Source organism: Spirosoma arcticum, assembly GCF_054779955.1.
The window spans coordinates 34,030-59,108 of sequence record NZ_BAAGXG010000010.1 but is presented as its reverse complement, the minus strand read 5'-3'; the positions used below and the strand labels follow the sequence as shown (position 1 = coordinate 59,108).

23 protein-coding genes are annotated in these 25,079 nt (G+C 54.2%); 8 read left to right on the top strand and 15 right to left on the bottom strand.

Annotated features, from left to right (window positions below; translation table 11 throughout):
• Window positions 1-102 precede the first annotated feature (102 nt).
• Entirely contained in the window at window positions 103-1,218 is a 1,116-nt protein-coding gene (locus tag ACYVHB_RS21985; RefSeq protein ID WP_461053952.1) for an alpha/beta hydrolase, read from the top strand.
• Between the two features lie 128 nt (window positions 1,219-1,346).
• Here the strand turns inward: ACYVHB_RS21985 and ACYVHB_RS21980 are convergent, their stop codons facing one another.
• The 8 genes from ACYVHB_RS21980 to ACYVHB_RS21945 all read right to left on the bottom strand — a co-directional run bounded on the left by ACYVHB_RS21980 (window position 1,347) and on the right by ACYVHB_RS21945 (window position 8,624).
• The gene (locus ACYVHB_RS21980) at window positions 1,347-1,976 is read right to left on the bottom strand and encodes an HD domain-containing protein (protein ID WP_461053951.1); all 630 of its coding nucleotides are present in this window, start codon (window positions 1,974-1,976) and stop codon (window positions 1,347-1,349) included.
• Window positions 1,977-2,095: 119 nt separating this feature from the next.
• Complete coding sequence (locus ACYVHB_RS21975; protein ID WP_461053950.1) at window positions 2,096-2,461, bottom strand: heavy-metal-associated domain-containing protein; 366 nt, start codon at window positions 2,459-2,461, stop codon at window positions 2,096-2,098.
• Window positions 2,462-2,504: 43 nt separating this feature from the next.
• Window positions 2,505-3,998 carry a hypothetical protein gene (locus ACYVHB_RS21970; protein WP_461053949.1) on the bottom strand — a complete coding sequence of 498 codons (1,494 nt, stop codon included), beginning with the start codon at window positions 3,996-3,998 and terminating at the stop codon, window positions 2,505-2,507.
• A gap of 70 nt (window positions 3,999-4,068) precedes the next feature.
• The gene (locus ACYVHB_RS21965; protein ID WP_461053948.1) at window positions 4,069-4,422 is read right to left on the bottom strand and encodes a four-helix bundle copper-binding protein; all 354 of its coding nucleotides are present in this window, start codon (window positions 4,420-4,422) and stop codon (window positions 4,069-4,071) included.
• Between the two features lie 108 nt (window positions 4,423-4,530).
• Window positions 4,531-5,097 carry a helix-turn-helix domain-containing protein gene (locus ACYVHB_RS21960; protein WP_461053947.1) on the bottom strand — a complete coding sequence of 189 codons (567 nt, stop codon included), beginning with the start codon at window positions 5,095-5,097 and terminating at the stop codon, window positions 4,531-4,533.
• Window positions 5,097-7,427, bottom strand: coding sequence for a TonB-dependent receptor plug domain-containing protein (locus ACYVHB_RS21955; RefSeq protein ID WP_461053946.1), 2,331 nt, complete (start codon window positions 7,425-7,427; stop codon window positions 5,097-5,099). The genes ACYVHB_RS21960 and ACYVHB_RS21955 overlap by 1 nt, the downstream gene beginning before the upstream one ends.
• Window positions 7,428-7,501: 74 nt before the next feature.
• Window positions 7,502-7,948 carry an HYC_CC_PP family protein gene (locus tag ACYVHB_RS21950; RefSeq protein WP_461053945.1) on the bottom strand — a complete coding sequence of 149 codons (447 nt, stop codon included), beginning with the start codon at window positions 7,946-7,948 and terminating at the stop codon, window positions 7,502-7,504.
• A gap of 148 nt (window positions 7,949-8,096) precedes the next feature.
• Window positions 8,097-8,624: a DUF4494 domain-containing protein gene (locus tag ACYVHB_RS21945; protein ID WP_461053944.1), complete on the bottom strand. Its 528-nt coding sequence runs from the start codon at window positions 8,622-8,624 to the stop codon at window positions 8,097-8,099.
• A 227-nt stretch (window positions 8,625-8,851) separates the two neighbouring features.
• On the opposite strand from ACYVHB_RS21945, the gene ACYVHB_RS21940 reads away from it, so the two are divergent.
• On the top strand, window positions 8,852-9,625 hold the full coding sequence (locus ACYVHB_RS21940; RefSeq protein WP_461053943.1) for a hypothetical protein: 774 nt from the start codon (window positions 8,852-8,854) through the stop codon (window positions 9,623-9,625).
• A gap of 58 nt (window positions 9,626-9,683) precedes the next feature.
• Here ACYVHB_RS21940 and ACYVHB_RS21935 read toward each other — a convergent pair whose 3' ends face one another.
• The 7 genes from ACYVHB_RS21935 to ACYVHB_RS21905 form a co-directional block, all read right to left on the bottom strand.
• A complete protein-coding gene (locus ACYVHB_RS21935) occupies window positions 9,684-10,301 on the bottom strand; it encodes a DUF1579 family protein (protein ID WP_461053942.1) in 618 nt (205 codons plus the stop codon).
• 144 nt (window positions 10,302-10,445) lie between these two features.
• Window positions 10,446-11,075: a DUF2490 domain-containing protein gene (locus ACYVHB_RS21930; protein WP_461053941.1), complete on the bottom strand. Its 630-nt coding sequence runs from the start codon at window positions 11,073-11,075 to the stop codon at window positions 10,446-10,448.
• Window positions 11,076-11,114: 39 nt separating this feature from the next.
• Entirely contained in the window at window positions 11,115-11,933 is an 819-nt protein-coding gene (locus ACYVHB_RS21925) for an N-acyl homoserine lactonase family protein (protein WP_461053940.1), read from the bottom strand.
• Between the two features lie 132 nt (window positions 11,934-12,065).
• On the bottom strand, window positions 12,066-12,497 hold the full coding sequence (locus ACYVHB_RS21920) for a nuclear transport factor 2 family protein (protein ID WP_461053939.1): 432 nt from the start codon (window positions 12,495-12,497) through the stop codon (window positions 12,066-12,068).
• 41 nt (window positions 12,498-12,538) lie between these two features.
• Window positions 12,539-13,435 (bottom strand): alpha/beta hydrolase, encoded by an 897-nt coding sequence (locus ACYVHB_RS21915; protein WP_461053938.1) that lies wholly within the window; start codon window positions 13,433-13,435, stop codon window positions 12,539-12,541.
• A gap of 100 nt (window positions 13,436-13,535) precedes the next feature.
• Complete coding sequence (locus ACYVHB_RS21910; RefSeq protein ID WP_461053937.1) at window positions 13,536-14,441, bottom strand: helix-turn-helix domain-containing protein; 906 nt, start codon at window positions 14,439-14,441, stop codon at window positions 13,536-13,538.
• A gap of 255 nt (window positions 14,442-14,696) precedes the next feature.
• Complete coding sequence (locus ACYVHB_RS21905) at window positions 14,697-16,859, bottom strand: M3 family metallopeptidase (protein ID WP_461053936.1); 2,163 nt, start codon at window positions 16,857-16,859, stop codon at window positions 14,697-14,699.
• Between the two features lie 227 nt (window positions 16,860-17,086).
• Between ACYVHB_RS21905 and ACYVHB_RS21900 the strand changes: the two genes are divergently transcribed.
• The 6 genes from ACYVHB_RS21900 to ACYVHB_RS21875 all read left to right on the top strand — a co-directional run bounded on the left by ACYVHB_RS21900 (window position 17,087) and on the right by ACYVHB_RS21875 (window position 25,050).
• On the top strand, window positions 17,087-18,247 hold the full coding sequence (locus ACYVHB_RS21900) for a glycosyltransferase family 61 protein (protein ID WP_461053935.1): 1,161 nt from the start codon (window positions 17,087-17,089) through the stop codon (window positions 18,245-18,247).
• A gap of 694 nt (window positions 18,248-18,941) precedes the next feature.
• Entirely contained in the window at window positions 18,942-19,412 is a 471-nt protein-coding gene (locus ACYVHB_RS21895; protein ID WP_461053934.1) for a MarR family winged helix-turn-helix transcriptional regulator, read from the top strand.
• Between the two features lie 57 nt (window positions 19,413-19,469).
• Window positions 19,470-19,697 (top strand): hypothetical protein, encoded by a 228-nt coding sequence (locus tag ACYVHB_RS21890; protein WP_461053933.1) that lies wholly within the window; start codon window positions 19,470-19,472, stop codon window positions 19,695-19,697.
• A 53-nt stretch (window positions 19,698-19,750) separates the two neighbouring features.
• On the top strand, window positions 19,751-20,824 hold the full coding sequence (locus ACYVHB_RS21885; protein ID WP_461053932.1) for a TolC family protein: 1,074 nt from the start codon (window positions 19,751-19,753) through the stop codon (window positions 20,822-20,824).
• Between the two features lie 23 nt (window positions 20,825-20,847).
• Complete coding sequence (locus tag ACYVHB_RS21880; protein ID WP_461053931.1) at window positions 20,848-21,903, top strand: efflux RND transporter periplasmic adaptor subunit; 1,056 nt, start codon at window positions 20,848-20,850, stop codon at window positions 21,901-21,903.
• Window positions 21,904-21,915: 12 nt separating this feature from the next.
• Window positions 21,916-25,050 carry an efflux RND transporter permease subunit gene (locus ACYVHB_RS21875; protein ID WP_461053930.1) on the top strand — a complete coding sequence of 1,045 codons (3,135 nt, stop codon included), beginning with the start codon at window positions 21,916-21,918 and terminating at the stop codon, window positions 25,048-25,050.
• Window positions 25,051-25,079: the final 29 nt, after the last annotated feature.

Below are 25,079 nucleotides of genomic sequence, written 5' to 3'. Positions count from 1 at the left end.
GGGGTTTGTGGTTACTAATGAATAATCCGTTTAGTCAATATTGTAAAACCATAGAGCAGGTTCAATCGTACTACTGTGGTTACATACCACTAAACGTACGTTATGAACCAGTTCCTTACTAAATCAATGCATCATGTGACGCGGTGGAGTGCCGCACTAACGCTGTTAACAGGAATAACGCTGTCGGCCTGTCAGGATCACCGAATTGACCTGCCGGGTCAGGGAATCCAGCCAACGAGTCAGGAGGTTCCGTTCGGGTCCATGATGACCCCTCAGATGCGGGCTGTCATTCAGGAGCTTTTACGGTTAAACCCGGTACCGCTGTACACCCTTTCGACGCAGGAAGCCCGCAGCAAGCCAACGTTTAAGGATGCCGTTAATTCGCTGCTCGACAAAAACGGCATCGCGCTGCCGGTGGCGAAAGTAACCAAGAGCGAACGCGTGATACCGGGAGCCGGTGGCGTACCCATCCGGGTTGTCATCTACACGCCCAACGGCGCATCGGCGGATCGTCCCGTCATTGTATACTATCACGGCGGGGGCTGGGTTATTGGCAGCCCGGAAGTGTATGAGTATTCGACGCTGGCGCTGGCACAGAACACCGGAGCGGTGGTCGTGTCAGTAGATTACCGGCTGGCGCCCGAAAACAAGTTTCCAACGGCGCACGAAGACGCCTACGCAGCCTACAAATGGGTGAAAGAAAACGCAGCGACCATCGGTGGCGATGCGGCTAAGGTAGCCGTGGCGGGCGAAAGTGCCGGGGGCAACATGGCCGTTACGGTGTCGATGATGGCCCGCGACCGCAGACTGGGGTTACCGGTTCATATTCTGTCGGTATTTCCGGTGGCCAACAACGATTTGTTTTCGCCCTCCTACAACCAATATGCCGACGCCGTGCCGCTCAGCCGCCCGTTGGTGCAGTGGTTCGTGGAGCGGTATTTTAACACGCCCGCTGATGGCGACACTCCACTGATTTCACTGACGGACGTGGCTAACCTGAGTGGGTTGCCCCCGACCACCATCATCGGTGCTGAGATTGACCCGCTGCAAAGCGAAGGAATGGCCCTGCGAATCAAACTCGAATCGGTGGGTGTACCGGTCCGATACGAACTGTACCGGGGCGTAACGCACGAATTTTTCGGGATGTACGCCGTGGTGCCCGAAGCCGCCCAGGCGCAGGAACTCGCGGCCGTTCAACTGCGGAACGCATTCCGGTAGCGTTTCCCTCACCGGCAGCGATTCCCCTCACCCCCGTCCCCTCTCCCTTGGGGTGAGGGAGCCTACCAACAAAACAGCCCGGCAATCACTGATTGCCGGGCTGTTTTGTTGAGAAAGCACTGCCATTATCAGCCAAGAACCCGTTGCTTCACGGCGTCGACTTCAACGCCAGCCGCTCGCATTTTCTCCTCGGCTTCCTGCTCGATCAGGTCTTTGAACAACGACAGATTTTTGTCGAAATCCACGTGGCGGTTCATCATGTACGACATATCATACTCAATTGGCTCCCAGGTAGTAATATCGGCGTCGTTGTGCTGAAGCTGCACTTCCATTTTATCGAACGCGTTCGCTACTTTGGCCACGTACGTTTCCTTGTCCTCAAACTCGTACCACAACGCATAGATCTGCGGTCCTAACGGGTCACCCAGCCGGTCGCGCAGGTGTTCGATAGCAGCTACTTCACGCTGTTGTTTTAGCTCTTTCAGCGACGGATCACGTAAAATGTCCAAGGCCGACATATCGCCCGCTTCGGCTTCGATCAGGTCGTGGACAATAATCATTTTAAGCAATTTAGCCATGTCGATTTTTTGCTCAAGATGCGGCTCCATCAGAACCGCCATCAGGCTCATCCGCCAGGTGTGTTCGGCCACACTCTCCTGACGACCGCTCGACGTATAACTATGACGAAGCTCAAACTTCAGCCGTTCGGCCAATTTAAGCACCCCCAACACCGCCTGTAATTGATCCATCGTTGCCATAAATACCGTGGTTAGCTCGCATTGATAGCTACTAAACTACGAACGATTTGTTTTAAACAAACAAAGGCTCAGTCGATAAACGCTGGGCCTTTGTTGCATCCTTCCTACTTCAGAACGGTCTACTGGTTATCCATCGGACCGCCTTTTTTACAACAACTGGGTAGTTTGGCATACCCTGCTGCGTCGGCGGGGACTTCTTCAGCATCGTAGCCCGTTTTGCTGATATTCGCTTTTAGTTTCATCACGTCAGTTTTGGCCGGGTTGTATTTGATCGTCACAATCTTGGTCTTCACGTCCAGCGTGGATTCTTTAACACCCTTCTCAAACGCCAGATTGCGCTCAATGCGGGCTTTGCACATGCCGCAAATAGCCGACGTTTTTATCTTCACTTCCTTTTCTTTGTCGTCACGGGCTGACGCGCCAGCGAAACTATTGCCCAGGATCAATAGCGAAGTCAGAGCGGTTAGAAACAGGTTACGCAACATAATTGTACGTGGTTTATGGTTGATTGATAACGAAAATTAACTGTTAATGGTGCCCGTGACGGCTCATGCCCCGCATCATGCTGGTCATGGTCATCAGTGAGGGCGACAGACGTAGGTAAATCTGACCGGAAAGGGGCATTTTACCGTAGAACGTTTGCAATGTCTCATCCGGCACGGCACCTGTTAGTTGCACACCCAACACCAAATCGGTGTTGTATCGCTGCGCAAGGCGGTAGTTCATGCCGAGGGTAAGGTTGTTGATGGTCAGCACCCGGCTTTCCGGCTCTACCCGGTCCTGTAGTTCCAGTTCTTCGACGGACTTACCGACGTTTTCGTACCGGCCATAAAACGCTACGCGCTTAAGTTGTAAACTACTTTCGGCTAAGTACGAATCCTCCCGGCGGCCGGTCTGCGCATGGTCGTCCCGGCGGTTAAAACCCCACACAAACGCAGACGTAATGTAACTACCCGGTCCTAAGCCTTTGCTGTGCAGGATTGAAGCTGTTGTGCGCGTAACGTTTTCGCCGGGGTGTGCTTCTTCGGGATCGGTCAGAAAACCCTGTGAGAACTGTAGTGCCAGCGACGGCGAGGGATTCACCGACACGCGATACGAATAGCTGTCGAATTTGGGCTTGTCGAAGTCAAACCGGTTCTCGTCGGGTTCACGGCCTTTGAACGTCGAGCCTTCGAGCTTGACCCATTTGTAGCGAAAACCCACCGTTGCCACGCCGAAAAGAATGTGCGTGGCATCCTGCCAGTGGTGACCTAAGGGCGCGTCGGGGTTGTTGAACGACGAGATTCGGTGCATGAACGCGGGCGGGCCAACGGCCGGTTCGCCGGGGTAGCCAACGTAGCCGTACAGGTCAATGTCTTTGCTGAACGCGTGGGCGTAACTCACCGACAGTTCCGACACGATGTCGTGCGGGTGCTGCTTATCAATGAGCGGCTGACCCCGGTAGGTTTCGCCCGTCTGGAACAGCAGCGGATAACCACCATTGCCCACCGTGAGCGGGTCGAGCGAGAGCATGGCCCGCGCCTGAAATAGCCCGCGTTGCCCCACTTTGCGCTGAGCCATGCCCATCACCCAGTTCGGTGCGCCAAACTGCCGATCCCCACCGCGCCCGGTGGGATTGTTGACGTTCTGGTTCGTATAGCGCAGGTAAACAGCATAGTGAAGCATGTAACTCCACCCACCGGGGCTGGCCGGATGACGCATGTAGGCGTACATGGGTGTGTTGTCGGGATGCCACGACGTACCGGACCCGTTGCGGTTCATGGACAGGTTACGCGACAGCGAATGCGTCATGCCCATACTCGTGTCCATCGTCATTCCGTCGTTCAGTACCCGCATGTTCCTTGTCGAACCGTCCATTGCCAACGCACCGGCGGACCGTCCCGCAGGCACGGAATGATCCATTGATTTCGTGGTATCGGCAGAATCTGCCTTTGCAGGCATTGCCATTCCCTCGTGATGCTGGTGCTGCGCCGATGTCACAATCGGTAAGGCGAGGAAGGCGAAAAATATAAGATTGTTCATTCCGTTGACTTGTTAGTGAATAGGCGTAGCAGCGATAACGGTTTCCGTTCGCGTTATCGCTGCCACACCATCAGGCAGTCGCCATCTGGCGGCATTCCTGAGCACATTTGCGGCACGCTTCGGCGCAGGCTTTGCAGTGCGCCACGTGGTCGGCATGTTTCTCGCATTCGGCTGCGCAGGCGTCGCATACGTCGGCGCAAAGCCGCATGCACTGTTGCATAAACTGCGAACCCCGCGCTTCCAGCCGACCGCAGAGCGTACAGATATCGGCGCAGTCGCGGCAGAGTTTGATGCAGGCGGTCATGTCGTGATCCCGGCTATCACGGTCACCCATTTCGAGACAGGCAGTGGCGCAACGTTCGCAGGCTTCGGCGCACTCGAAACAGGTGTCGGCGTGGTTGTGGGAGTGTTGCATCGTGTCCATAGTCGTTTCTAAAGGTTGGGGAGACCACCGATGGTCTGATTCATAAACGGCCCCAAACTCATTCCGTTTTTACAAAATTCCAGGTGGATTGTGCACCATCGGGTATCCCTAAATCGAATCCAGCGGCCGACGGGCACTGGCAGCGGCTTTTCGGAACTGACCCGGCGTCTGGCCCGTCACCTGCCGGAACTGATTGGACAAGTGTTGCACACTGCTATAACTCAGCCGCCAGGCCATTTCGGTAAGGGTCAGCTCGTTATAGTGCAGCCATTCTTTCACCTTCTCGATTTTCAGGGCGATGGTATATTTTTCAACGGTTTGCCCTTCGATTGCCGAAAACAACCCGCTCAGGTACGAATACTCATAGCCGAGTTTGCGCTCCAGGAAGGTCGAATAATTTTCGGTTGGTAACCGGTCACCTTTCAGGTGCTGCACCTCGTTGATTAACAGCACTTTTATGCGTTCCACCAGTGCCTGTTTCCGGTCGTCGATCAGATCGAATCCATTCGCCTGTAACACTCGCCGAACGTCGTCGGGCGTGACCGCCAGGGGGAGATCGTCAATGGCCACCTCACCCAGTTCCACCCGGATTACCATCAGGCCGAGCGTTTCGAGTTCGTCGCGCACGACCCGCTTGCAGCGGTCGCACACCATGTTTCGAATTGTGAGCGTCATTATCGTACGGGTTTAAAGCGAAAGCCTGCGTACACCATCCGGCCCGTGACGGGTCCCCACACCCGCGACCCGGCGTCGAAATCCGCTCCGAAGGGATCGTTGGCTGCCACAATCGGATTCAACTGACGAAAACCGGTGAGATTCTCCCCTCCCAAATACACCTCCCAGCCGCTTTTGAACGCCCGGCTCACCTGCGCATTTAAGTTGTAATAACTGGGGGCATACTCCAGCGGAACAATCGCGTAGTCAACTCCCGCCCCCGTGCGCAGGTACGGAATTCGCCGGGTGCCATTCCATTGCAGCGTCGCGTCGAACTTCCACTTGTCATACGGCAGCGCGTAGCCGACGTTCAGCAACACCCGATCACGGGGAATCATCATGCGCGGCAGAAGCAACGTGTCTTCCGAGGGGACGCTCATGCTCTGCCGTACATCGAACAGCCGGTACGCCACTTTTACATCCATCCGGCGGATGGGCTGGTAGTTCAGTTCGGCCTGAAAACTATTGGCGAATGATTTACCGTATAGGTTGTGAAAGTGAAGCTCACGGGGGTGCTCGATGTCCACAAAAAGCTGCTCCCGGAAATCAGTTCGGTGGTAGTCTATCACCAGCGATGCTTTTTTGCCCAGCAAGGTAAAGTCATTGGTCAGGCTTCCGCCGTAATTCCAAGACACTTCGGGCCGAAGTTGGGCGTCGTTGATGACGGTCCGCGAACTGACCAAATAGCCAAAATTCTCAGCTAAGAAGTTGGGCACCCGGAAACCCCGCCCCGCCGACGCCCGCAGACTCAGGTTCGGGCTGATGTCGTACTTCAAATGAGCGCGGGGCGTCCACTGCGGGCCGAACAGATTGTGGTAATCGAACCGCCCGCCCAGCACAATGGTCACTTTTTCGGGATGGATGTAGGTGTATTCCGCAAAAACGCCCGGTACTGATTCGGTACGGCTCGTTTGCAACGTTCCCAATTGCTCCCGGTAATCATCGAGCAGGTAGCTGACGCCCGCTTTGTAGGCATGATTCGTGTTGCCGATGATGCTCTGGTAGATCACATTAGCGTAGACTGTCCGCTGCCGCCCGGCGTAGGGCCGAAAGCCGAAGTTGGCCGTCTGCTCGTGGTTCAGCGCGTTCAAAATCAGCCCCAATCCTTTGTAAGGCTGATCGGGATAGAGTTTAGCCGTTTTCGAAAAGAACTCCAGACGCTTCGTGGTATTGCCAAAGCTATAACGCGATGGGCCGGAGCCGGTGCCCTGGTTGCCACCGGATAACTGCCCCCCGTCGCGGTCTTCGTACAGGGCTTTTACACCAAACTGCGCTACAAACCGCTCACTGCTGTATTTGTAGCGGTTGATGGCGTTGAGCTGAGTATAGAGCGGCAGGTCGCGGAAGCCGTCGTTGTTCTGGTCCCGTTCGGTTTGCAGCGTACTGGCGTGACCCAGCACACCTACGCTCCATTTCTCGCCCATCGGCTTCGACCAGTTGACGTTGCCTTCCACCCGACCGAAACTATTGACGTAGCCATTTATAAACAGCCGGTCCGGGCTGTCGGGCTTTTGCAGTTCGATGTTCATCTGGCCGCTCATCGACTCGTAGCCGTTCACAACCGACCCGGCTCCCTTGCCCACGTCGATGCTGGTAATCCACGTACCGGGAATGTAGTTAAGCCCGAACGTTGTTCCTAAGCCGCGCACGGTCGGGATGTTTTCGACGTTGGTCTGGACGTACTGCCCGCCCAGCCCCAGAAACTGAATTTGCCGCGCCCCCGTCACAGCATCGGCGTAGGACACGCTCACCGACGCGTTGGTTTCGAAGCTCTCAGAGAGGTTGCAGCAGGCGGCTTTGGCCAGCGTCCGCTGGGTAATGAGTTCGGTCTGAATGGGGTTGATGCGGTCGATCTGACCCGGCGCACCCAACACCGTCACTTCCTGCAACGTTCGCCCACCACCAGGCAAGTCGGCCCGTAGGGTAACCGTCAACTCAGCCGTGGAATCAGTAATCGTCAATGTATCCGACTGGTAACCGACATAGCTGACTACCAGCCGGTTGGATATTGGCGGTGCATTGAGTTGAAAGCGACCGACCAAGTCGGTGACGGTGCCCACCGACGTACCGGCCCACACGACCGTAGCCCCTACGAGTGGAACACGTTTGCCGCCAACGGTTTCGCCAACGCTGCCCCGTACGGTGGTAGTCGCGGCCTGGAGTGGGCGGGTCGAAACGACCGAATCAGCCGGTAGTTTGCTGATGGAAACAGAATCGGATTGGGCCAGCGCCGGATGGCTAAGCCACAGCAAAGCGATTAGCGCAACAAGCCAATTAAGGGGAAAATGCATGATTTCGTTGATTGATGAAAAACACAACAAGCCCACGTCAGCCTGACGCAGGAGCGGTGAAATCAATCAACAAATCAAAGGAGGAGACTGCGAACGAGCGTCAGAATGTCGCGCCCGGAGGGGGAAGGGGGTGAATCAACAACCGAAAGAGCCGACGACTGCTGGTCAAAAATCCATTCGGCGAGGTAGGCAATAACAACCATAACGCCCGCCAGCACCGCTTCGGTAACGGTCTTGACAAATTTGGCAATGAGCTGACTCAGCGACGATTGACTGTCTACGTTCTGGTAGCTGCTTTCGTTCTGGCAACAGTCGGTTTTCCTGACGATCTGCTCCGATGGCATGGGCTTCCCATCGGCGGAGCAGCCCGGTTGTGTTTTAGCGTCGCTGAACGCCACTACCATCGTCGTTCGCTTACCGCGCATCTGACACGAGTGTTCAACCAGCCCAAAGCCGGTACTGCTCAGCAGCACGACGCAGACCATCAGTAGGTTGACCAGTTGGAACAGAGTGCGTTTCATGATGGGTCAAATATCCGCATTGGCAACGTTCAACGCAAGTATTTTCGGGTGAAATCCACGAATTGTGTAAACATGAACGATAATTCTACTCATCCGACAACTAAACCGGAACGCCGGGCGGTCGTCGGATGAGTACGCAGCCAGCCACTTACACCGTTTCCGGTTCGTGTTCGGCTACTTCGCTGAGCGGGCGCAGGTTGCGTTGCTCCTCTTCATTATACGGGAAAATGTCAAGAATCTTCGTCATGTTCACGTCCGTAATCTCATAGGGATCGAGGGCGGTTCTCAAACTCAACTCAATGCGCTCATACGCCTGCTTGGGCGTCTCGGCATTAACAAGCATGAGACTCGGCGTTTTCTTCTGCTTACCCGACTTCTCATCGTCGGTGATGAACATCGCCTTCACCTTATACCAGACCTCGCCCCCGTCTTCGTTGTGAAACACGTCGGCGAGTTTCATGCGGGAAATGTCCGTAATCTCGAAATCGGGCATCGAGGTGGTGTTGGCCGCAATTTCCTGATAAAGGCGGGCTTCGGCGTCGGTGTACGAGACGGCGTCGACTAAATACGCTTCGGTAACGGTTTTCTGCTTGATAAACTCTTCGTTGCGAGTGCCGACGGTCGCGTCGTCAATGGGTTGCTGATAGCGGATTTTTCCGAGGAACCAGTTAGGCATTTTTTGGAGATTTGTTACGTAAATAGAACAGAAAAAGTAGGGCAAAAGTGCCGGTTTTGGCTGGATTCATACCCCGCAAAGAGACTCCTTAGCCGGGCATGGCGTACAGTTAGTCAGAGCGCGTAATTCAACCTTATCTGACACGTATTTCTACTGAATCGGCCGCTATTCATTTGACAATCAACTAAGTTTTAGCCAATTTCCGTTCCTCTTAAACGCGAACGGCTATGAACGGGCAGCTAACTACTACAAATTTCACCGTATCGGCACCAGCCGCCAACGGCTCTGAACGGTCCACGCCCTCGTCGGGCAAAGCAGGGCATCTTCACGAACTGGGTGTGGCTGATCGATTTTTCATGTCGACAGCCGGGATTGCTTTGTTTCTAAGCTGGCTTCTCCTGTTCATAATGGGCATGAGTCTGAATTCTGGTCAATATACGGACTGCCTGACCAACCCCGACAGCAGCGTGAACTGGTACTTTTTGATTATCTACGGCCTCTTGTTCACGCCCACCAACTGCGCAATTCTGGCGTCGCTGGCGGGGGTTTTGGGCGGTATTGCCTCCAAATTAGCTGCGTATAACAAGTTTCGTCATGCTCCGCCAGATCTCTCCCAGAAGGATTCCGACGACGCCCACAACTACATGTACATGACCGAAAACCCATTGGTGTCCATGCTGAGGGGGTTTACAACGTATCTGATTTTTATCGCTGGCTCCTACCTGACCACGTTCACCACGTCCAGCGATACCAACAATCCGGGCCAGTTTTTAGGGTTGACCGCTTCGGCTTACTTCAAATTCGCGGTTACCGTATCGTTGCTGGCTTACTTAGTGGGCTACGATCCATCCCGCCTGAAGGCATTAATCAATTCCTTCAGTCCAGCACCAAGAGACCCCGTTCCTCCCATCCAGGGCGACCTGCACGTTCGTCAGAAGGAAACAGAAATTGATATTCGTAACCAACCCGCCCCAAACACCCCGGCACCTGCCCTAAAGTAAGCAGGGTGAGCCGTTTCAACGGCTCACCCTGCTTACTTTACTTTCCCGAGAAAAACTGTCATTTAACGGCCGGTTGGTCTTTCCTAACTCGTGTATACACGTATTCGATGGCCAGATATTCCTTACCGGCGGGCAACGTCAGGTACTGCCGCATCAGTTGCTGGTCTGGCCCCAGAAGGGTAATCGTACGCCGTTGCCGGGCTAACTGACCAGCCTGTTCTTTCCCCATCATCGGCGGCATGACAAAGGCATCCAGATAGAAGGATAGTTGGTTGCCCTTCGCCACCGCTTCATCGGTACTGGTCTCAAACATCATCGCTGGCCAGCGCGTGTCCAGCACGATATATTCCCACCGGCGGTTGGCATTGTTAAAATTAAGGTAGGATAGTCGGGTAAAGGGCGGCACTTGCGTGCCCTGGACAGGCTCCATTACCTCCTGCAAAAAATGCCCAATGAGCTGCCGACGCACTCGGAATGGTGGTGAAGAGACGGGTTTCGCACCGGCTTTCGCCCACGTCCGCTGCTGCACTTGCCAACTGCCCATCATGGGGCGAACCAGGTCGTATTCGGGTCCCAGCATAGCGGCCTTATCCAGCGGCAGTATCCGCGCAGAATTCGATTTGGGGGCTGATTGGCCATAAATAAACCCGGATGTAATCGTTAAGGCGAGCAGCAAGTTATATCTAATCCGTCGCGGCCCCGCGGTATTTCTTGGGTGCATGTTTAGTTTAGTCGATTTATAAGCTGGGAAATTTTTGTTGTTGAATTCGGGTTACTGCTTGCTGCCCACCAGCAAAATGGCCGGGACAATGCCCGCATCTTACCAGCGAATGGTTGCTTCGGGAAAACCAGCCCATCGATTAAAATAAACCAATTCGATTTTCAAATGATGTAGCTTCTGCCAGCGAATACCCGCCTGTGACCGTATTTCCCGCATAAAAAGCCCATTCCGAAGCAGAAACGGCTCCGTATTGGCTAAGAGTGTCCAGATGGGAGAGAGGGACGGCTCGATACCTGCCAAAAAGCGCACCCGATTGACGGTGGAAGCCATCGTAGCTTCGGCCGGACGGGCCGGTATCCAAAGCCGGTCGAGGGTCAATCGCCCATTAGGACGTAGCCGCCAGTGGAAACGGTTGTAGCTGAGCCGCAACTGAGCCAGGTGTACCGATCCTAATTGGTCCTGCTGGCCCAGTACGTATCCCCCGCCAACGGTCCAGTCCCGCTTACCGACCTGCCGCGTGACGTACACTGAGCCAGCTCGCAGAAAAAAACGCGATGCGTTCTGATTCCGAATGTACAGATACGCGGCATCGACCGTCCAGGCGGCACTGTCCAGCTCCACATGGACACCCGCGTTTCCCCAGGTCCAGACATCGACTACATCCTGCGCCGTAGCCGTTGCATAAAAGCCAGGCCACAGGCTGATGAATAACCCCAGTTTTGTCACCATCTCCGTATCTGAGCTGCCCGTCCGTAAGCGGTTGTCTGGTCAGTCGTAAAAAGCCGGGGCCAGCCGGGCGGTCGCGCTGAAGATTGAATCGTGCTGAATCCAGAGTTTTGCCCTTTTGCGGGCGATGAAGGCTTCCATTCGTTTCATGCTTTGGAGGGTTTGGGGGCGGCTGAAATTATAGGCTGGCATGCCCTGTATGCGCCGGTTGAGCTGGTGATGATACAGGTCGCCCGAAACCAGAACCGGCCCGGTCTTAGCCAAATCCAGAAACAGCACCTGATGCCCCGGCGTATGGCCGGGGGTCTTCATGATCACGACGCGGCCATCGCCAAACACGTCATGATCGCCCTCCAACTGGCGAAAATTGGTCAGCTTGTTGTAAAAAGCCGGGTTATAAAAATACTGCTTCGCATCCGGCCCGAACGCCCGTTTATACTCATCGCGTTGCATCAGAACGACCACCCGCTGGAAGAGGTTGGCATTACCCGCATGATCGGTATGGCCGTGTGAGAGGGCCAGATAGTTCACTTGGTTAGGCGTTATGCCCACCCCAGCCAACTGGTCCGTTAGTGTCTGTTTCAGCACTAACAGGGCTGGTCCCTCCTGTTTTCCGTTGGGATAGGCTACTAATGAATCCGACAAACCAGTGTCCCACAGCAGGATACCTTTGGGATGCCGGATCAGAAAGCAGGTATTGCCCATCACTAACCGTTTGCCTTTATTAACACCCGCCGAAATGACGGATGCATCGGTACTAATCAACTGACCCCGCTGAAAAACGTACACCCGCATCGCCGGTTCAGGTGGGTTAAACGTGCTGACAAGGAGCGAAATAAGCATGATTAGCGGGTGTGCCATAGTATGGTAAAATTTAGTGCCGAACGTTGGTTGGCGATTAAGCCGGTCAAAAGAGCGAATACATAAAGCATCCGTGACGGCGGCAAGACCGACGCTAACACTCTGATAATCAATTCGCTGACTTTAGGAGAATCAGGGCAGGCGCTGGGGAATCGGAGCTAAGGGGTAGTTAGCCCAGAACATCGAGTCGGCTGCGTGCTGGTCGGCCGCAAAATTGGTTACCTCCTTGATCTTGCCGGTTTCAATGCGGTACGCCAGCACCCAGAGCATGTCCACCTGGGCTTTGCCGCCTTCGTTCCAGCCCCGGTGCAGTTCGACCACCCACTCGTCGTTGGCTTCCATGAACAGGGTCGTTGCCTTAAACTTAGCTTTGTCGAGCTGCTGGAAAAAGGCGATTACTTCATCGGCGCTGGCTTTGGTGCCCGCCAGCGGGTGGTGACCGGGGATGGTCCACCGAACATCGGGCGCCAATACGGCCCGGATACCGTCAAAATCTTCTTTGGCGTACGCATCGAAGAATTGCTCGACAACCGCGAGGTTTAGATTTTTGGTTTGCTGAGTCATGTCGTTCAGGTTGTATGTTAATCAGGTATTCTAAACTCTACTTAATCCAGTTTCTTAAAAAAGTCGGTAATGGTCGCCACCGCTTCTAAAACCGGCTTGGGCTGGTCGTAGAAGTCCATTTGCGTGCCAGTTGTCCAGTGCAGTTTCTTGTTATCGTGGGGGATGTCCCTGAAGAACCGCTTGACGTTATCGGGTAAAACAGCGTCGTCGGAATGCACCATCAGCACCGGTAGCTGAAGACGCTTAGCCGTTGGCATCGGGTCGAACGTCAGCCAGCCCTCCCAGCTCATGACGGCGAATTTATCCGCAGACCATTCCGGAATGGCACCCCGGTCAGGGTTGAGGTAATAGTCGAATTCCTCCCCGAACATGGCCGCCTGTTTATCGCTCGTGCTGATGGCGGGAATATAATCGACCTCACCGGTTTCGGCAAACTTCGTCTTGGCGGCCTGCGCCTGACTGATTTTTGTCTTTATGGCTTCTTCACCCCCATATATGCCCTTTACCGACTCGGCATCGTGGAGCCAGGCCGCCACCGTTGCCAGGGCTTTTACGCGTTCGTCTTCGGCGGCTACGTTGACCATGTAGCCAGAACTGGCACAAACCGAAACCAGAAATAGCTTGTCCGCATCGACCCCGTCGACGGTGAGCAGGTACGTAATGGCGTTTTTGAAGTCGGCCGTTTTGGCGGCTGGATTTTCCCAGAACTGAGGTTGCCCTTCGCTTTTGCCGAAGTAGCGGGGATCAATGGCCAACGTGATGAAGCCCTGTTTGGCCAGTTCGCCCGCGTAGAGACCGCTCATCTGTTCCTTGACTGTGGTCCACGACCCGCCGACCAAAATAGCCGGGTAAGTTTTGGTAGAATCGAAATCGTGGGGCGTGTAGAGATTACCCGCCAGCACTAACCCGTCGCTGGTGAACCGAACTGCCTGTACCATCGTAGTTGAGATTTAGAATTCAACAACTAAGGTGCGGCTTCCAGACAAAGTAGTGCTGACACGGTTCAAACAAATACTGACAAATTTCAAAGCCTCGCTTTCAAATTCTATACCGCTCCCGGTACTGGCGGGGTGTGAGACCGGTTCTTTTCTTGAAAAAGGAATTAAAATGGGTGGGTTCGGAAAAATGCAGCCGGAACGTAATCTCTTTAGCCGACAAGTTCGTTTGCTGAAGTAGGGATTTGGCCGAGGTAATTAACTGGTTATGAATTAAATAAATGGCCGTACTGCCGGTAATTCGTTTTACGACGGCGTTCAGGTAGTTGGGGTGAATCTTTAGTTTATTGGCATAGAACGAGGTTTGCCGGATTTTGGCGCTGGCCGATTCATTCGTCATCGACGTTTCGATTAGCGTCTGAAACCGGGATACCAACAAAATATCCGCGTTTCGGCTGGCCTGCCTGCTGTTTTTATCAAAGTCAGCCTGGTTAAAATAACGCTTCGTCAGTACCAGTAAAAGTTGCGCATAGGCCTGAATGAACAGAAACTTATCGTCCCGGTCCGACTGATATTCGGCAAAAATTCGCTCAAAAATCTGCGTTGCGAATGCCATATCATCCGCCGACAGATCGAATGGGATGGTCTCGTCTAACCGGAAGAAGGGAAAGTCAACGATAAAATCTTTCCAGGCGGGATTCAGCGCCAGGAAATCCTGCCCGAACATGATGTACCAGCCTTTCCAGTCGGGCAGCACGTCCCAGGAAACCGTCTGGTAAGGTGAATTGAAAAACAGGTTATTGAGCAGGGGTTGCCCGTTTACTTCTTTATTCTGACCGGCCTGGCGCACCGCTACCGCGTAAAATTCGTGGCGGAACGGAGCTTGCTTTGCGTTTTCAGTTTTCGTTTTGTCCTCAAACCGCCGGATATCGAAAAAGGCGTATTTGGGCTGCGGAATGTTGACATGTCGGCAATAGTCCGGGAGGGTCGTGATTGTTTTCAACGTCATTCGGGGTTATAGAGACAAGGTCGGCTTAATTCGTGAATCACCGGATGCATACGCAGTCAAACCCCAGTACCAATAGTTTGCTATAAAGGATGCGTTTGCCGAAGTTAATGGGTGTCAGGCCCGGTCGAAATGGGTATGGCAGGAAGACGGGATACTGGACTAACCGGCACTATTTGACGAGCGTCGTAATGGGCTGACTAAAAATATAGGGAGCCACAATAGCTCCCTACTAACAACATGAGGCAACGATTGTGCCTACAGAATCAATCCGCTTCGGCGCAGCATTGCTTTGGGCGAGGGTTCGCGGCCCCGGAATTTTTTGTACAGTTCCATGGGCTTCTCGCTGCCCCCCTTTTCGAGCACGTTCTTACGGAAACTGTCGGCGGCTGCTTTGTTGTCCAAACCCCCTTTTTCCTTGAAGAACTCAAACGCGTCGGCATCCAATACTTCACTCCACTTGTAGCTGTAATACCCCGCCGAGTAGCCGCCTGCAAAAATGTGCGAGAACGCCGGGCTGGTGGCAACACCCTCCACGCGCGGAAACAGGTTCGCGACCGAGTCTACTCTCGACTCAACCTGCGTAATGGTTTCGCCGGTGGGTTTCTGGCCGTGGTAATACATATCGACTAAGCCAAAGCGTAATTGCCGTAGGTTAGCCAGACCGGCTAAGAAGTTCTGACTGGCGCGGATTTTCTCGATCAGATCGTTCGGAATAACCTCGCCCGTCTGGTAGTGTTTGGCAAAGAGTTTAAGCGCGTCGGGGTCATAGCACCAGTTTTCCATTACCTGCGAGGGCAGTTCTACAAAGTCGCGGGGAACGCTCGTGCCCGTCAGGCTTTCGTACGTGCCGTTGGCCAGCATCCCGTGCAGGCCGTGGCCGAACTCGTGAAACAGCGTTATGACTTCGGAAAACGTCAGCAGTGACGGCTTGGTGTCGGTGGCCGATACCACGACGGGACGGGTGAAGCTACAGACGTTAACGATGTGCGGCCGAACGTTGGTGCCGTTCTCCACTTTCTGACCCTGAACGTCACTCATCCACGCGCCACTGCGCTTGCCGGTCCGGGGGAAGTAGTCGCCGTAGAACACCGCCAAAAATTTCCCGTCTTTATCGAACACGTCGAAGGTCCGTACCTCTGGGTTATACACCGGAATGTCGGTGCGCTCCTTAAACGTGATGCCGTAGAGTTTGTTAGCGACCGTGAAGGCCCCGTTCAGGACGTTGTCGAGCTTAAAGTAAGGCTTTAACGTCTCGTCGTCTAAGTCGTACTTTTCTTTCTTGAGTTTCTCGGCGTAGTAACTGTTGTCCCACGCCTGGAGTTTGTCTTCCATAAAGCCGTGCGCTTTGGCGTAGGTCGTCAGTTCAATTAACTGGCGTTCGGCGGCCGGGCGGGCGTAGGTCACCAGTTCGTCTAAGAAACTCTGTACTTTGCCCCTCGACCCGGCCATGCTTTCTTCCAGCACAAAGTCGGCGTGGGTCTTGTAGCCCAGCAGGTTAGCCCGCTCGTAGCGCAAGTTCACGATCTTGCCGATAATGGCCGAATTGTCGTTTTTGTCCCCGTGGTAACCGCGCCCGTTGAAGGCCATGTACATTTTTCTGCGCAGTTCCCGGTTGTCGGCATGCTGCATGAACGGCCCGTAGCTGGGAGCCTGCAGCGTGAAAACGTAGCCTTCTTTGCCTTTCTCCTTCGCGGTTGCTTTGGCGGCTTCGCGCACGTAGTCGGGCAACCCGGCGAGGTCTTTTTCGTCGGTCACGGGCATCATGAACTCGTTGGTCTCGGCCAGCACGTTCTCACCAAACTGGAGCGACAACTGCGACAGATCTTTATCAATAGCCCGCAGGCGCTCTTTGCCTTTGAGGTCGAGATTGGCCCCGTTACGGGCAAAGCGTTTGTAGGCTTTTTCGAGCAACATCGCCTGCTCCGTACTGAGTTTCAGACTCGCCCGTCCTTCATACACCGACTTGACGCGGGCGAACAGTTTCTCATTCAGCGTAATGTCATTACCGTATTCGCTCAGCAATGGGGAAGCTTCTTTTACAATCGCCTGCAGTTCGGGCGTGGTTTCGGCGCTGTTAAGATTAAACAGCACCGACGTCACCCGCCCCAACAGATCGCCCGACCGCTCAAGCGCGACGATGGTATTCTCGAATGTTGGTTTATCGGTATTGTTGACAATAGCGGCTACGTCTTTGCGGCCCTGGGCGAGTCCTTTGGTCAGGGCGGGCATGTAGTACTCATTCTTGACTTTGTCGAACGGGGCCGTCTGGTGGGGCGTGGTGTAGGGAGTTAAAAACGGATTCTGCGTCATTGGGGCTTGTTTGGGCACGGGCTGGGATGCGGGCGACTGCGCAAGCGCCGAAAAAGCCGCTGCTATCAACAGGGTGCCCGTTTGTTTGATTCGTTGCGGAATGAACATACAGTTTTGGGGTATGAGTTTCCCCGAAAAATACGAAACAAACGCGGGCGGGTCAAATCAGGGCAGTGAAAACAGGCGGGCACCAGACCAACTGGTGGCTACCTGCCCCGGTAAAAACTACTTTTCTTACGCAGCGTTTTTAACAAAAAAAGCTTTTTTGTCACCTATTTTCATTTAATTTCAGAAAAATTGGCAAACTGATACGGGCGCTGAACTGGCCTTCTAGTATGAAACAAGTAAATGCGCTGCTGTCGGGAGTTTACGGCCGGGTTCAGAAAATAGTGACGAGGCTGGCCTTGTCAGGAGCCGGGTGGTTTGGTTATAATCTGCTGAGCAAAGAGCAAACCAAGTCTTACTTAGCCCCTCACCTGCTCGTCACCCATCGGGGCAAAACAGTTAGCTTAAGTCCCGTGCACGACGCGGCTGACGCAGCCAAAACGATTTTTCCACCAACCGACGTGGTCACCGAGTCCAGTTCCGTCTGGCAGTATGAGCGCGGTAGTGAGCAAGTTGTCCAGCTTCGTTCCGGGGGGCTGATGAGCGGCCGTACGGTGCTCAACACCGACTACTGGAGCCACGACTTATTCAAAAATGGATTAGCCCAAAAGAAACGGGATCGGCGCAGCGTGCAGACGCTGATTGCGCCCTTCAGCCATTATTTCGATAACAACGTGTTCATCGGGTATTATGATTACGTGTTTCTGGTAGCGGCCAAGCTGTGCCGGATCAAAGCCGCCCTGCCCGACGGGTCCTTTTCGGACGCCGTCGTCTCGTACCCGCTGGTCAACACCTCCTACGAGCGTGAATTTTTAGCGTTGATTGGCTTCCAGCCGCACCAGATTGTCGACAGCCGACAGGTTAGCGTTGCGTTTGAGCGTTGCCTGCTGGGTAACCACGATAACTGGGCGCACCAGAATGAAGCGGACATCCGCTTTCTAAAAACCCAGATCGACGCCAGTTTACCAATAAAACGGACCGAACGAAATCGGATTTACATCAGCCGCTCGGGTCGACGCCGTATCCTGAATGAAAAAGCGCTAATCAGCCTGTTGGAGCGGTACGACTTCCAGATTATTGAGGACAAGCCCCGGTCCGTCGCTGAGCAGTATGCCATTTATAAAAACGCGTCCTTCATTATGGGGCCACACGGCGCGTCGTTTGCCAACATCCTGTGGTGCGAGCCGGGCACTCACCTGCTTGAATTGTTTTCGTCGAATTACGTGCCTAATTATTTTTATTATTTAGCGCAGGTGCTGGGACTTCACTACTCGGCTTATTGCCAGGGAGACGGTATTAAGCTGGATATCGGCACCATAGCGGAAGACATTGAGGTGTCTATCGACGACCTGGAACGGTGCTTGATCCCCCTAATTACCAAATTAGCCTGAGCCTTACTCCCCGAAAAGCGGCCGATTTAATCGGTGGTGTTTCGGCTACAGCATCCCAATTATTGATGCTGCCCAGCTACTGCCACTACGGGCACTGGCTGGGCAGCGTACTTTCTCCTCACAGGTGAAACTTCGTCAATCAGACATGCTTATGCGCCTGCCGGTCTTGTCCCTGCTTCACCATTGGGGCAGGTTAAACCGGCCCTTCTTAATGCGGCTGTAACGTTGGCCGCCCGCTTAGCAATCTCCTGGCGTACTTCGTCCTCAGTAGTACACTCCGCTAACTTGTCCGAACCCCCGGGATCGACCGATCCGTACAAAGGTTCCATCAAGATGTAGAACCGTTCGATGTCGCTCATTTGATGAGCGACATCTGTTTTCTTCACATGTTTCATACTATTATGATATGGGTTAGTTAATTACGCGCTGAATACCCGTGGATCGACAAGCAGCGTTGACGTTAACAGGCACCAGCACGTAATAATGACTTCGTAAATCCCGGCCTGTCACCCACATCCAATAATTCTGTAACTTTTAATCTAAAAATGTATAGTACGGATAGAGTAGTGAGCGTATCCTTCCCGCTGTGCGAAACCTTACTATCGGGTTAAATTGACTTTATTGCTTAGGCAGATCGAAGAAACTTTTCTCATACCCATTTGGTTGATATAGCAACCTTCTATACCTTTGCAGCATGACAACGGAAAAAAGCATTCAGGCCAAGTTTACGGAGCGAATGGGTTCTCAGGCCGTCTTCATGATTAGTCACGTGAGTAATTTGATGGCTAAGAAGGCCAATCGTGAACTATCCCGCTTAGGCTTCACCCTCCAGATCGAGCAGTTCCCCGTCCTGTTTGTCGCTTACTTTTCGGGCGATGATCTGTTATCGCAGCAGGAGATTGCCAACATGCTGCAAAAGGACAAATCGGGCATTCAGCGATCCATTCGTACATTAGAGCGTGATGGCTACCTGCGGGTAGCGGCTGATAGTGTTGACCGGCGGAAGAATTTGATTCGGTTGACGCCTGCCGGTAAGCTGGTTATTGAACAGGCTCTTCAAATTACGGCGACGATGGATCAACAGGTGATGAGTCAGTTATCTGAGGACGAACGGGAGGCCTTTCTGGCTACGACCCGCAAAATTATTTCCCTATTAGACAAGTAACTTTTTTTTATAAAATTGGTTGACATATCTACAGTAGATAGCTCAACCGTTGGATTTATGGAACGATTAATTGCACTTGGTTTAGTTCTCATGCTGGCTTCTCCCCTATCGGGATGGGCGCAGGCTCAACCTCAATCTCCGGCTACGGCAGGTTTCCGGTTAAAAGACTGCATTGATTTTGGACTTAAAAATTTCGGCAGCATTCGGATTGCGCAGTACCAGGTAGAGACCGCTAATGAGCAGGCCCGGCAGGCGCTGGGTCAATATCTGCCGCAGGTGAACTAACGGGCACCTCGGTCAACAACATCAAGCTTCAGCAGAGCATCATCCCCGCCGGGGTGTTTGGTCCCGATCCCCGTGTGTTTATCATCGGTCAGAAGTATCAAACCAACCTCACGGCGCAGGCGTCTCAACCGATCTTCGACAAGTCATTGCTGATCGGTCTCAAAGCCAATAAGCCTAACCAGCAGTTGGCCACGCTCAACACGCGGCAAACCCAGGAGGACGTCATTTATAACATCGCCAGCAATTACTACCAGGTTTTTGTGGCCCAGCAGCAGATCGCCCTGCTGCGCGATAACCTCCAGCGGACGCAGCAGGTACTCAATATTCTGAAGCTCCAGCGCGACAACGGCGTTATTCAGCCGGTCGATTACACCCGGACGGAGGTGAGCTACAACAGTACCCAGTCGCAACTGACGCTGGCGGAGAATGGCCTGAATCTGGCTCTGAACCGACTGAAATATCAGATGGGTATGGAGCAGGAGCAAACGCTGGTGCTGTCGGACTCGACGCTGCTGACGCAACTGCCCACGCTGGAGCCGGGTCAATTCGACGCCCAGCGGTTGGTTTCCTTTCAGCAGGCCCAAACCAACATCGCCCTGCAACAACTGCAATTGCAGCGCATTAAGGCGGGTTATCTGCCTACGTTGAGTCTGACGGCCAACTACGGCACAGTGAACGTGGGTGCCCAAACCATCGACCGGATATTCAGCAACTTCGTGGGCTTTGGCTCGTTTGGGCTGCGGCTGAACATTCCCATTTTCGACGGTTTCCAGCGGGATGCCCAGCTAAAGCAGCAGCGGTTAACGCTGTTGACCCAGGAACAGCAGCAAAAACTGAATGTGTCGGCCTACCGGCTTCAGTTCAATAATGCCCAGTCGCAAATCCAGCGTGCCCAGACCAGCCTGCAAAACGACGACCGGAACGTGAAGCTGGCCCAGGAAGTTTACAACATCACCACCCTGCAATACAAGCAGGGAACCAAGCTGCTGACTGACCTGATTAACGCCGACAACGCGCTCAGCGAGGCCCGGACCAACTACATCAATTCCCTGATTAACCTGTATCAGGCTCGCTTAGATTACGAACAGTCGCAGGGCAAGCTTCTCACTTTTTATAACCAACTCTGATTCATCCAACCGACGCATAGATCATGAAAAAGACAACGATTATCGTTGTAGTAGCCCTACTGGCCATTACTTCCCTGATTGGTTTTCGATTGGCTTCTAACAAGAAGAAAATCGACGCCCAGAAGCAGCCGGTCGTCAGGACGAACGTTGCGATTCCGGTGACCGTAGCGGCCGCATCGGTCGGCACGGTGAGCCAGCAACTCATTAAAACCGGCAACCTGATCCCCTTCAAAGAAGCCGATATTATTGCCACCACGGCCGGAAAAGTGTCGAGGGTTAATTTTGGTTTGGGTTCCTCGGTCCGGGCGGGCGCTACGCTGGTTCAGTTAGACAACCGGCTAAGAGAACTGTCGCTGGAAGCCACCCAGCTTTCCATTGACCGGCTGAAGAAAGACGTCACGCGCTACAACACGCTGCTGGCGGGCAATGCCACCACCGAGATTCAAGTGAACGACACGAAGTTCAACTACGAAAACGCCATCAATCAGGCCGAGCAGATCAAAAAGCAAATTGCCGATGCGGCCGTGAAAGCGCCGATTGGCGGCCGCATCGTGCAAAAAGATATCGAACCCGGTGAGTATGTCACCGTTGGGAAAGTGCTGGGCCGGGTGCTCGACGTTGCCCGCCTGAAAGTGGAGGTACCAGTGAACGAAAGCGATGTCTACCGGCTGCGCGAAGGTCAGCCGGTCAAGGTAGCGGCCGATGTATTTCCGGGCCGGACCTTCAACGGCCGCATCACCTACATTGCGCCCCAGGGCAGCGATGAACACAACTACCCCGTCGAAATCACCATCGACAATGCCAGTGGGTTGCGGGCTGGTACGTTCGTCAACGTAGATTTCTCGCAGAAATCGGCTCAGAAAGCGCTCCAGATTCCGCGTTCAGCGCTGGTCGAAAGCATCAAGAATCCGTACGTGTTCGTCATTGAGGGGAACGTAGCCCGTCGGCGCACCATCACAGTGGGCCGGGACTTTGGTGACACGATTGAAGTTCGCAGTGGCCTGGTAGCTGGCAATCAGGTGGTGACCACCGGCCAGTTGAACCTGAGCGATGGCAAGCCGGTACAAATCACTAAATAGTCGACTCAACCCATGTCTATATCCGAAATAGCCGTTAAACGGCCGCTGCTGGTGACGACCATTTTCACCGTCCTTATTTTGTTTGGGGCGCTGAGTTATCAGCAGTTGTCCTATAACCTGCTGCCCAAGTTTGAAGCCAACGTCATCAGCGTGGCCACCACCTACCGGGGGGCCTCGGCCGACGAAGTGGAGACCAACGTAACCAAGCGCATCGAAGACGCGCTGTCGGCACTGGAAGGCCTGGATCGCATGACGTCGACCTCGCAGGAAGGCGTATCGAGCGTGATCATCCAGTTGAAAAACGGGGTGAATACCACGCTGGCCCAACAGGATGCCCAGCGTAAAATTGAGCAGATCGTTAACCTGCTGCCCGACGGAGCCGACCGCCCAGTTCTGAATAAGTTTTCGACCGACGAGATTCCGGTGCTGCGGATGGGGGTTACGGCAAATATGTCGCCGACGGCCCTGTATGACCTGATCAACAATGATATAAAACCGCAGTTGTCGAACGTTTCGGGCGTTGGTCAGGTCAATATTATTGGGGGCAACGAGCGGGAAATCCAGGTAAACGTCAATCCCGAAAAACTGCGGGGCTACGGTGTTTCCATCGGCCAGGTATCGCAGGCCATCAACGCGGCCAACGCCAGCTACCCCGCCGGTCAGCTGGAAACGCGGGAATCGCAGTACTCTATCCGGTTCGATGCGTCCGTGCAAACGGTGAATCGCCTGCGGGACTTGATCATTGCCCGCCGGACCGACGGGTCGCAGGTGTTGCTGCGCGACGTGGCCGAGGTAGTCGATGCCAGCACGAAGCCAACCGCCATCAACCACATCAACGCCCAGCCGTCCATCGGGTTGCAGATCCAGAAACAGTCCGATGCCAACGCCGTGTCGGTTAGTCAGCAGGCGCAGGTCAAGATTACCCAGTTGGAAAAGCAGTACGGCAAGGTGGGCTTGAAATTCAACGTTGCTTCTGACCAGTCGACCTACACGCTGGCCTCGGCCAATGCGGTCGTGTTCGACATGGGCCTGGCAATTCTGATTGTATCGGTGGTGATGCTGCTGTTTCTGCACAGCTTCCGGTCGGCCCTGTTCGTGCTGGTGGCCCTGCCCTCGTCTATGATTCCAACCTTTGCCCTGATGTACCTGATGGGCTTTTCGCTGAATCTGATGACGCTGATGGCGCTGTCGCTGGTAGTGGGTATCCTGGTCGATGACTCGATTGTGGTGCTGGAGAACATCAACCGGCACCTGGAAATGGGCAAGGACCGACGGCAGGCCGCGCTGGATGGCCGGAGCGAAATTGGGTTCACGGCCTTAGCCATTACCTTAGTCGACGTGGTGGTATTCATCCCCTTAGCCATGACGGGCGGCCTGATTGGGAACATCCTGCGGGAATTTGCCTTGGTGGTTGTTTTCTCGACGCTGATGAGCTTGCTGGTGTCGTTTACCCTGACGCCCCTGCTGGCTTCCCGGTTCGGTAAAGTTGAGGTGTTGAATCCAAAATCGTTGTGGGGCAGTCTGAACCTCGGTTTCGAGCGTATAATTGACCGGATGACGAATGCCTACGGCCGGATTCTGGTTTGGGTATTGGGCCACAAGCGGTACATTTTTTTGGCGGTGATCGCCTTGCTGGTTGGGTCGATTTCCTTAGTTCCGGCGGGCTTCATTGGGGCGGCTTTCATGCCCCAGAATGACATGGGTGAGATGAGCGTTCAGCTTGAGCTGGCCCCGACGGCGTCCATATACCAGACGAACACGGTGGCGCAACGGGCGGAGCAGATCATCATGAAACACCCGGAAGTGACCAACGTGTTCACCAACGTCGGCTACAGCAGTACCGGGTTGGGTACGGCCGCCAACAGCAACCGGGCCGATCTGAACGTGAAGCTGATCGATAAAAAGCAGCGGACACTGTCGACCGAAGCGTTTGGCCAGTTGCTGAAGGATGAAGTGGGTCAGATTCCAGGCGTGAAGGTGACGGTGAGTCCCGTGGGCATTGTGGGGGCGTCGCAGGCCCCAATCATGATTGCTATCAAAGGCACGAACCTGACGGACATCAGGAAAGCGGCTGCCTTAGTTAAACAGGTGACCGAATCGGTGCCCGGCACGCAGGACGTGAAGTACTCGGTGAAAGATCCCAAACCGGAAGTAACGGTCAATCTTGACCGGGAGCGGATGGCGCAGCTCGGCCTGAGTGCCGCAGATGTGGGCCTTTCGCTGCAAAACGCTTTCCGGGGAAACGATCTGTCGAAGTTCAAGCAGGGCGGTAATGAATACGACATTCTGGTTAGCCTCGATCAGTTCGACCGGACGCAGCCAGCGGATGTTGCCCGCCTGACGTTCGTCAACAACCAGGGTAAAACCTTCGAGCTGTCGCAGTTTGCCACCGTTCAGGAGCAAGTGGGCGAAAGCGTGCTGGAACGCATCGACCGGCTCTCCTCCATCACCATCAACGCCCAGGTCGTTGGTCGGCCGGTGGGTACCGTGGGGGCCGACATTCAGACCAAAATGGGGCAACAGAAGCTACCGGAAGGCGTTTCTATCCAGTACCTCGGTCAGTTGCAGCAGCAGTCCGACGCCTTCGGGAGCTTAGGGCTGGCGTTAGGAATCGCTATTCTGCTGGTGTATTTCATCATGGTCGCACTCTACGAAAGCGTCGTGTATCCGTTCGTGGTGTTGTTTTCCATTCCGGTGGCCCTAATTGGTGCCCTGCTGGCGCTGGCCCTGACGATGGAAAGCCTGACCGTTTTCGCCATTGTCGGCATGATTATGCTGCTGGGGCTGGTGGCCAAGAATGCCATTTTGATCGTTGACTTTGCCAACCAGTTGAAAGCAGAAGGCCACGACGTAGTCGATGCGCTGATTGAAGCCGGGAAGGAACGCCTGCGCCCGATTCTGATGACGACGCTGGCGATGATTCTGGGGATGCTGCCCATTGCCTTAGCCAGCGGAGCCAGTGCCGAAACGAAAAACGGCATGGCCTGGGTCATCATTGGCGGGCTGAGTTCCTCGCTGGTGCTGACGCTGCTGGTGGTGCCATCGACGTACTTAGTCGTTGACCGATTAATTGCCCGCTTCACCCGCAAAAAAGTGGTGCCCAAAAAGCCCCAGGAATTAGAAGTCGCCAGGGCGATGAATGAATAAATAGTATGTTGGGCCTGCTCGTGAGCAGG

Excerpts from the sequence above, each read along its gene's own strand:
- ACYVHB_RS21985 (WP_461053952.1), top strand. The coding sequence starts at position 103 with ATGAACCAGTTCCTTACTAAATCAATGCATCATGTGACGCGGTGGAGT.
- ACYVHB_RS21980 (WP_461053951.1), bottom strand. The coding sequence starts at position 1,976 with ATGGCAACGATGGATCAATTACAGGCGGTGTTGGGGGTGCTTAAATTG.
- ACYVHB_RS21975 (WP_461053950.1), bottom strand. The coding sequence starts at position 2,461 with ATGTTGCGTAACCTGTTTCTAACCGCTCTGACTTCGCTATTGATCCTG.
- ACYVHB_RS21970 (WP_461053949.1), bottom strand. The coding sequence starts at position 3,998 with ATGAACAATCTTATATTTTTCGCCTTCCTCGCCTTACCGATTGTGACA.
- ACYVHB_RS21965 (WP_461053948.1), bottom strand. The coding sequence starts at position 4,422 with ATGGACACGATGCAACACTCCCACAACCACGCCGACACCTGTTTCGAG.
- ACYVHB_RS21960 (WP_461053947.1), bottom strand. The coding sequence starts at position 5,097 with ATGACGCTCACAATTCGAAACATGGTGTGCGACCGCTGCAAGCGGGTC.
- ACYVHB_RS21955 (WP_461053946.1), bottom strand. The coding sequence starts at position 7,427 with ATGCATTTTCCCCTTAATTGGCTTGTTGCGCTAATCGCTTTGCTGTGG.
- ACYVHB_RS21950 (WP_461053945.1), bottom strand. The coding sequence starts at position 7,948 with ATGAAACGCACTCTGTTCCAACTGGTCAACCTACTGATGGTCTGCGTC.
- ACYVHB_RS21945 (WP_461053944.1), bottom strand. The coding sequence starts at position 8,624 with ATGCCTAACTGGTTCCTCGGAAAAATCCGCTATCAGCAACCCATTGAC.
- ACYVHB_RS21940 (WP_461053943.1), top strand. The coding sequence starts at position 8,852 with ATGAACGGGCAGCTAACTACTACAAATTTCACCGTATCGGCACCAGCC.
- ACYVHB_RS21930 (WP_461053941.1), bottom strand. The coding sequence starts at position 11,075 with ATGGTGACAAAACTGGGGTTATTCATCAGCCTGTGGCCTGGCTTTTAT.
- ACYVHB_RS21925 (WP_461053940.1), bottom strand. The coding sequence starts at position 11,933 with ATGGCACACCCGCTAATCATGCTTATTTCGCTCCTTGTCAGCACGTTT.
- ACYVHB_RS21920 (WP_461053939.1), bottom strand. The coding sequence starts at position 12,497 with ATGACTCAGCAAACCAAAAATCTAAACCTCGCGGTTGTCGAGCAATTC.
- ACYVHB_RS21915 (WP_461053938.1), bottom strand. The coding sequence starts at position 13,435 with ATGGTACAGGCAGTTCGGTTCACCAGCGACGGGTTAGTGCTGGCGGGT.
- ACYVHB_RS21910 (WP_461053937.1), bottom strand. The coding sequence starts at position 14,441 with ATGACGTTGAAAACAATCACGACCCTCCCGGACTATTGCCGACATGTC.
- ACYVHB_RS21905 (WP_461053936.1), bottom strand. The coding sequence starts at position 16,859 with ATGTTCATTCCGCAACGAATCAAACAAACGGGCACCCTGTTGATAGCA.
- ACYVHB_RS21900 (WP_461053935.1), top strand. The coding sequence starts at position 17,087 with ATGAAACAAGTAAATGCGCTGCTGTCGGGAGTTTACGGCCGGGTTCAG.
- ACYVHB_RS21895 (WP_461053934.1), top strand. The coding sequence starts at position 18,942 with ATGACAACGGAAAAAAGCATTCAGGCCAAGTTTACGGAGCGAATGGGT.
- ACYVHB_RS21890 (WP_461053933.1), top strand. The coding sequence starts at position 19,470 with ATGGAACGATTAATTGCACTTGGTTTAGTTCTCATGCTGGCTTCTCCC.
- ACYVHB_RS21880 (WP_461053931.1), top strand. The coding sequence starts at position 20,848 with ATGAAAAAGACAACGATTATCGTTGTAGTAGCCCTACTGGCCATTACT.
- ACYVHB_RS21875 (WP_461053930.1), top strand. The coding sequence starts at position 21,916 with ATGTCTATATCCGAAATAGCCGTTAAACGGCCGCTGCTGGTGACGACC.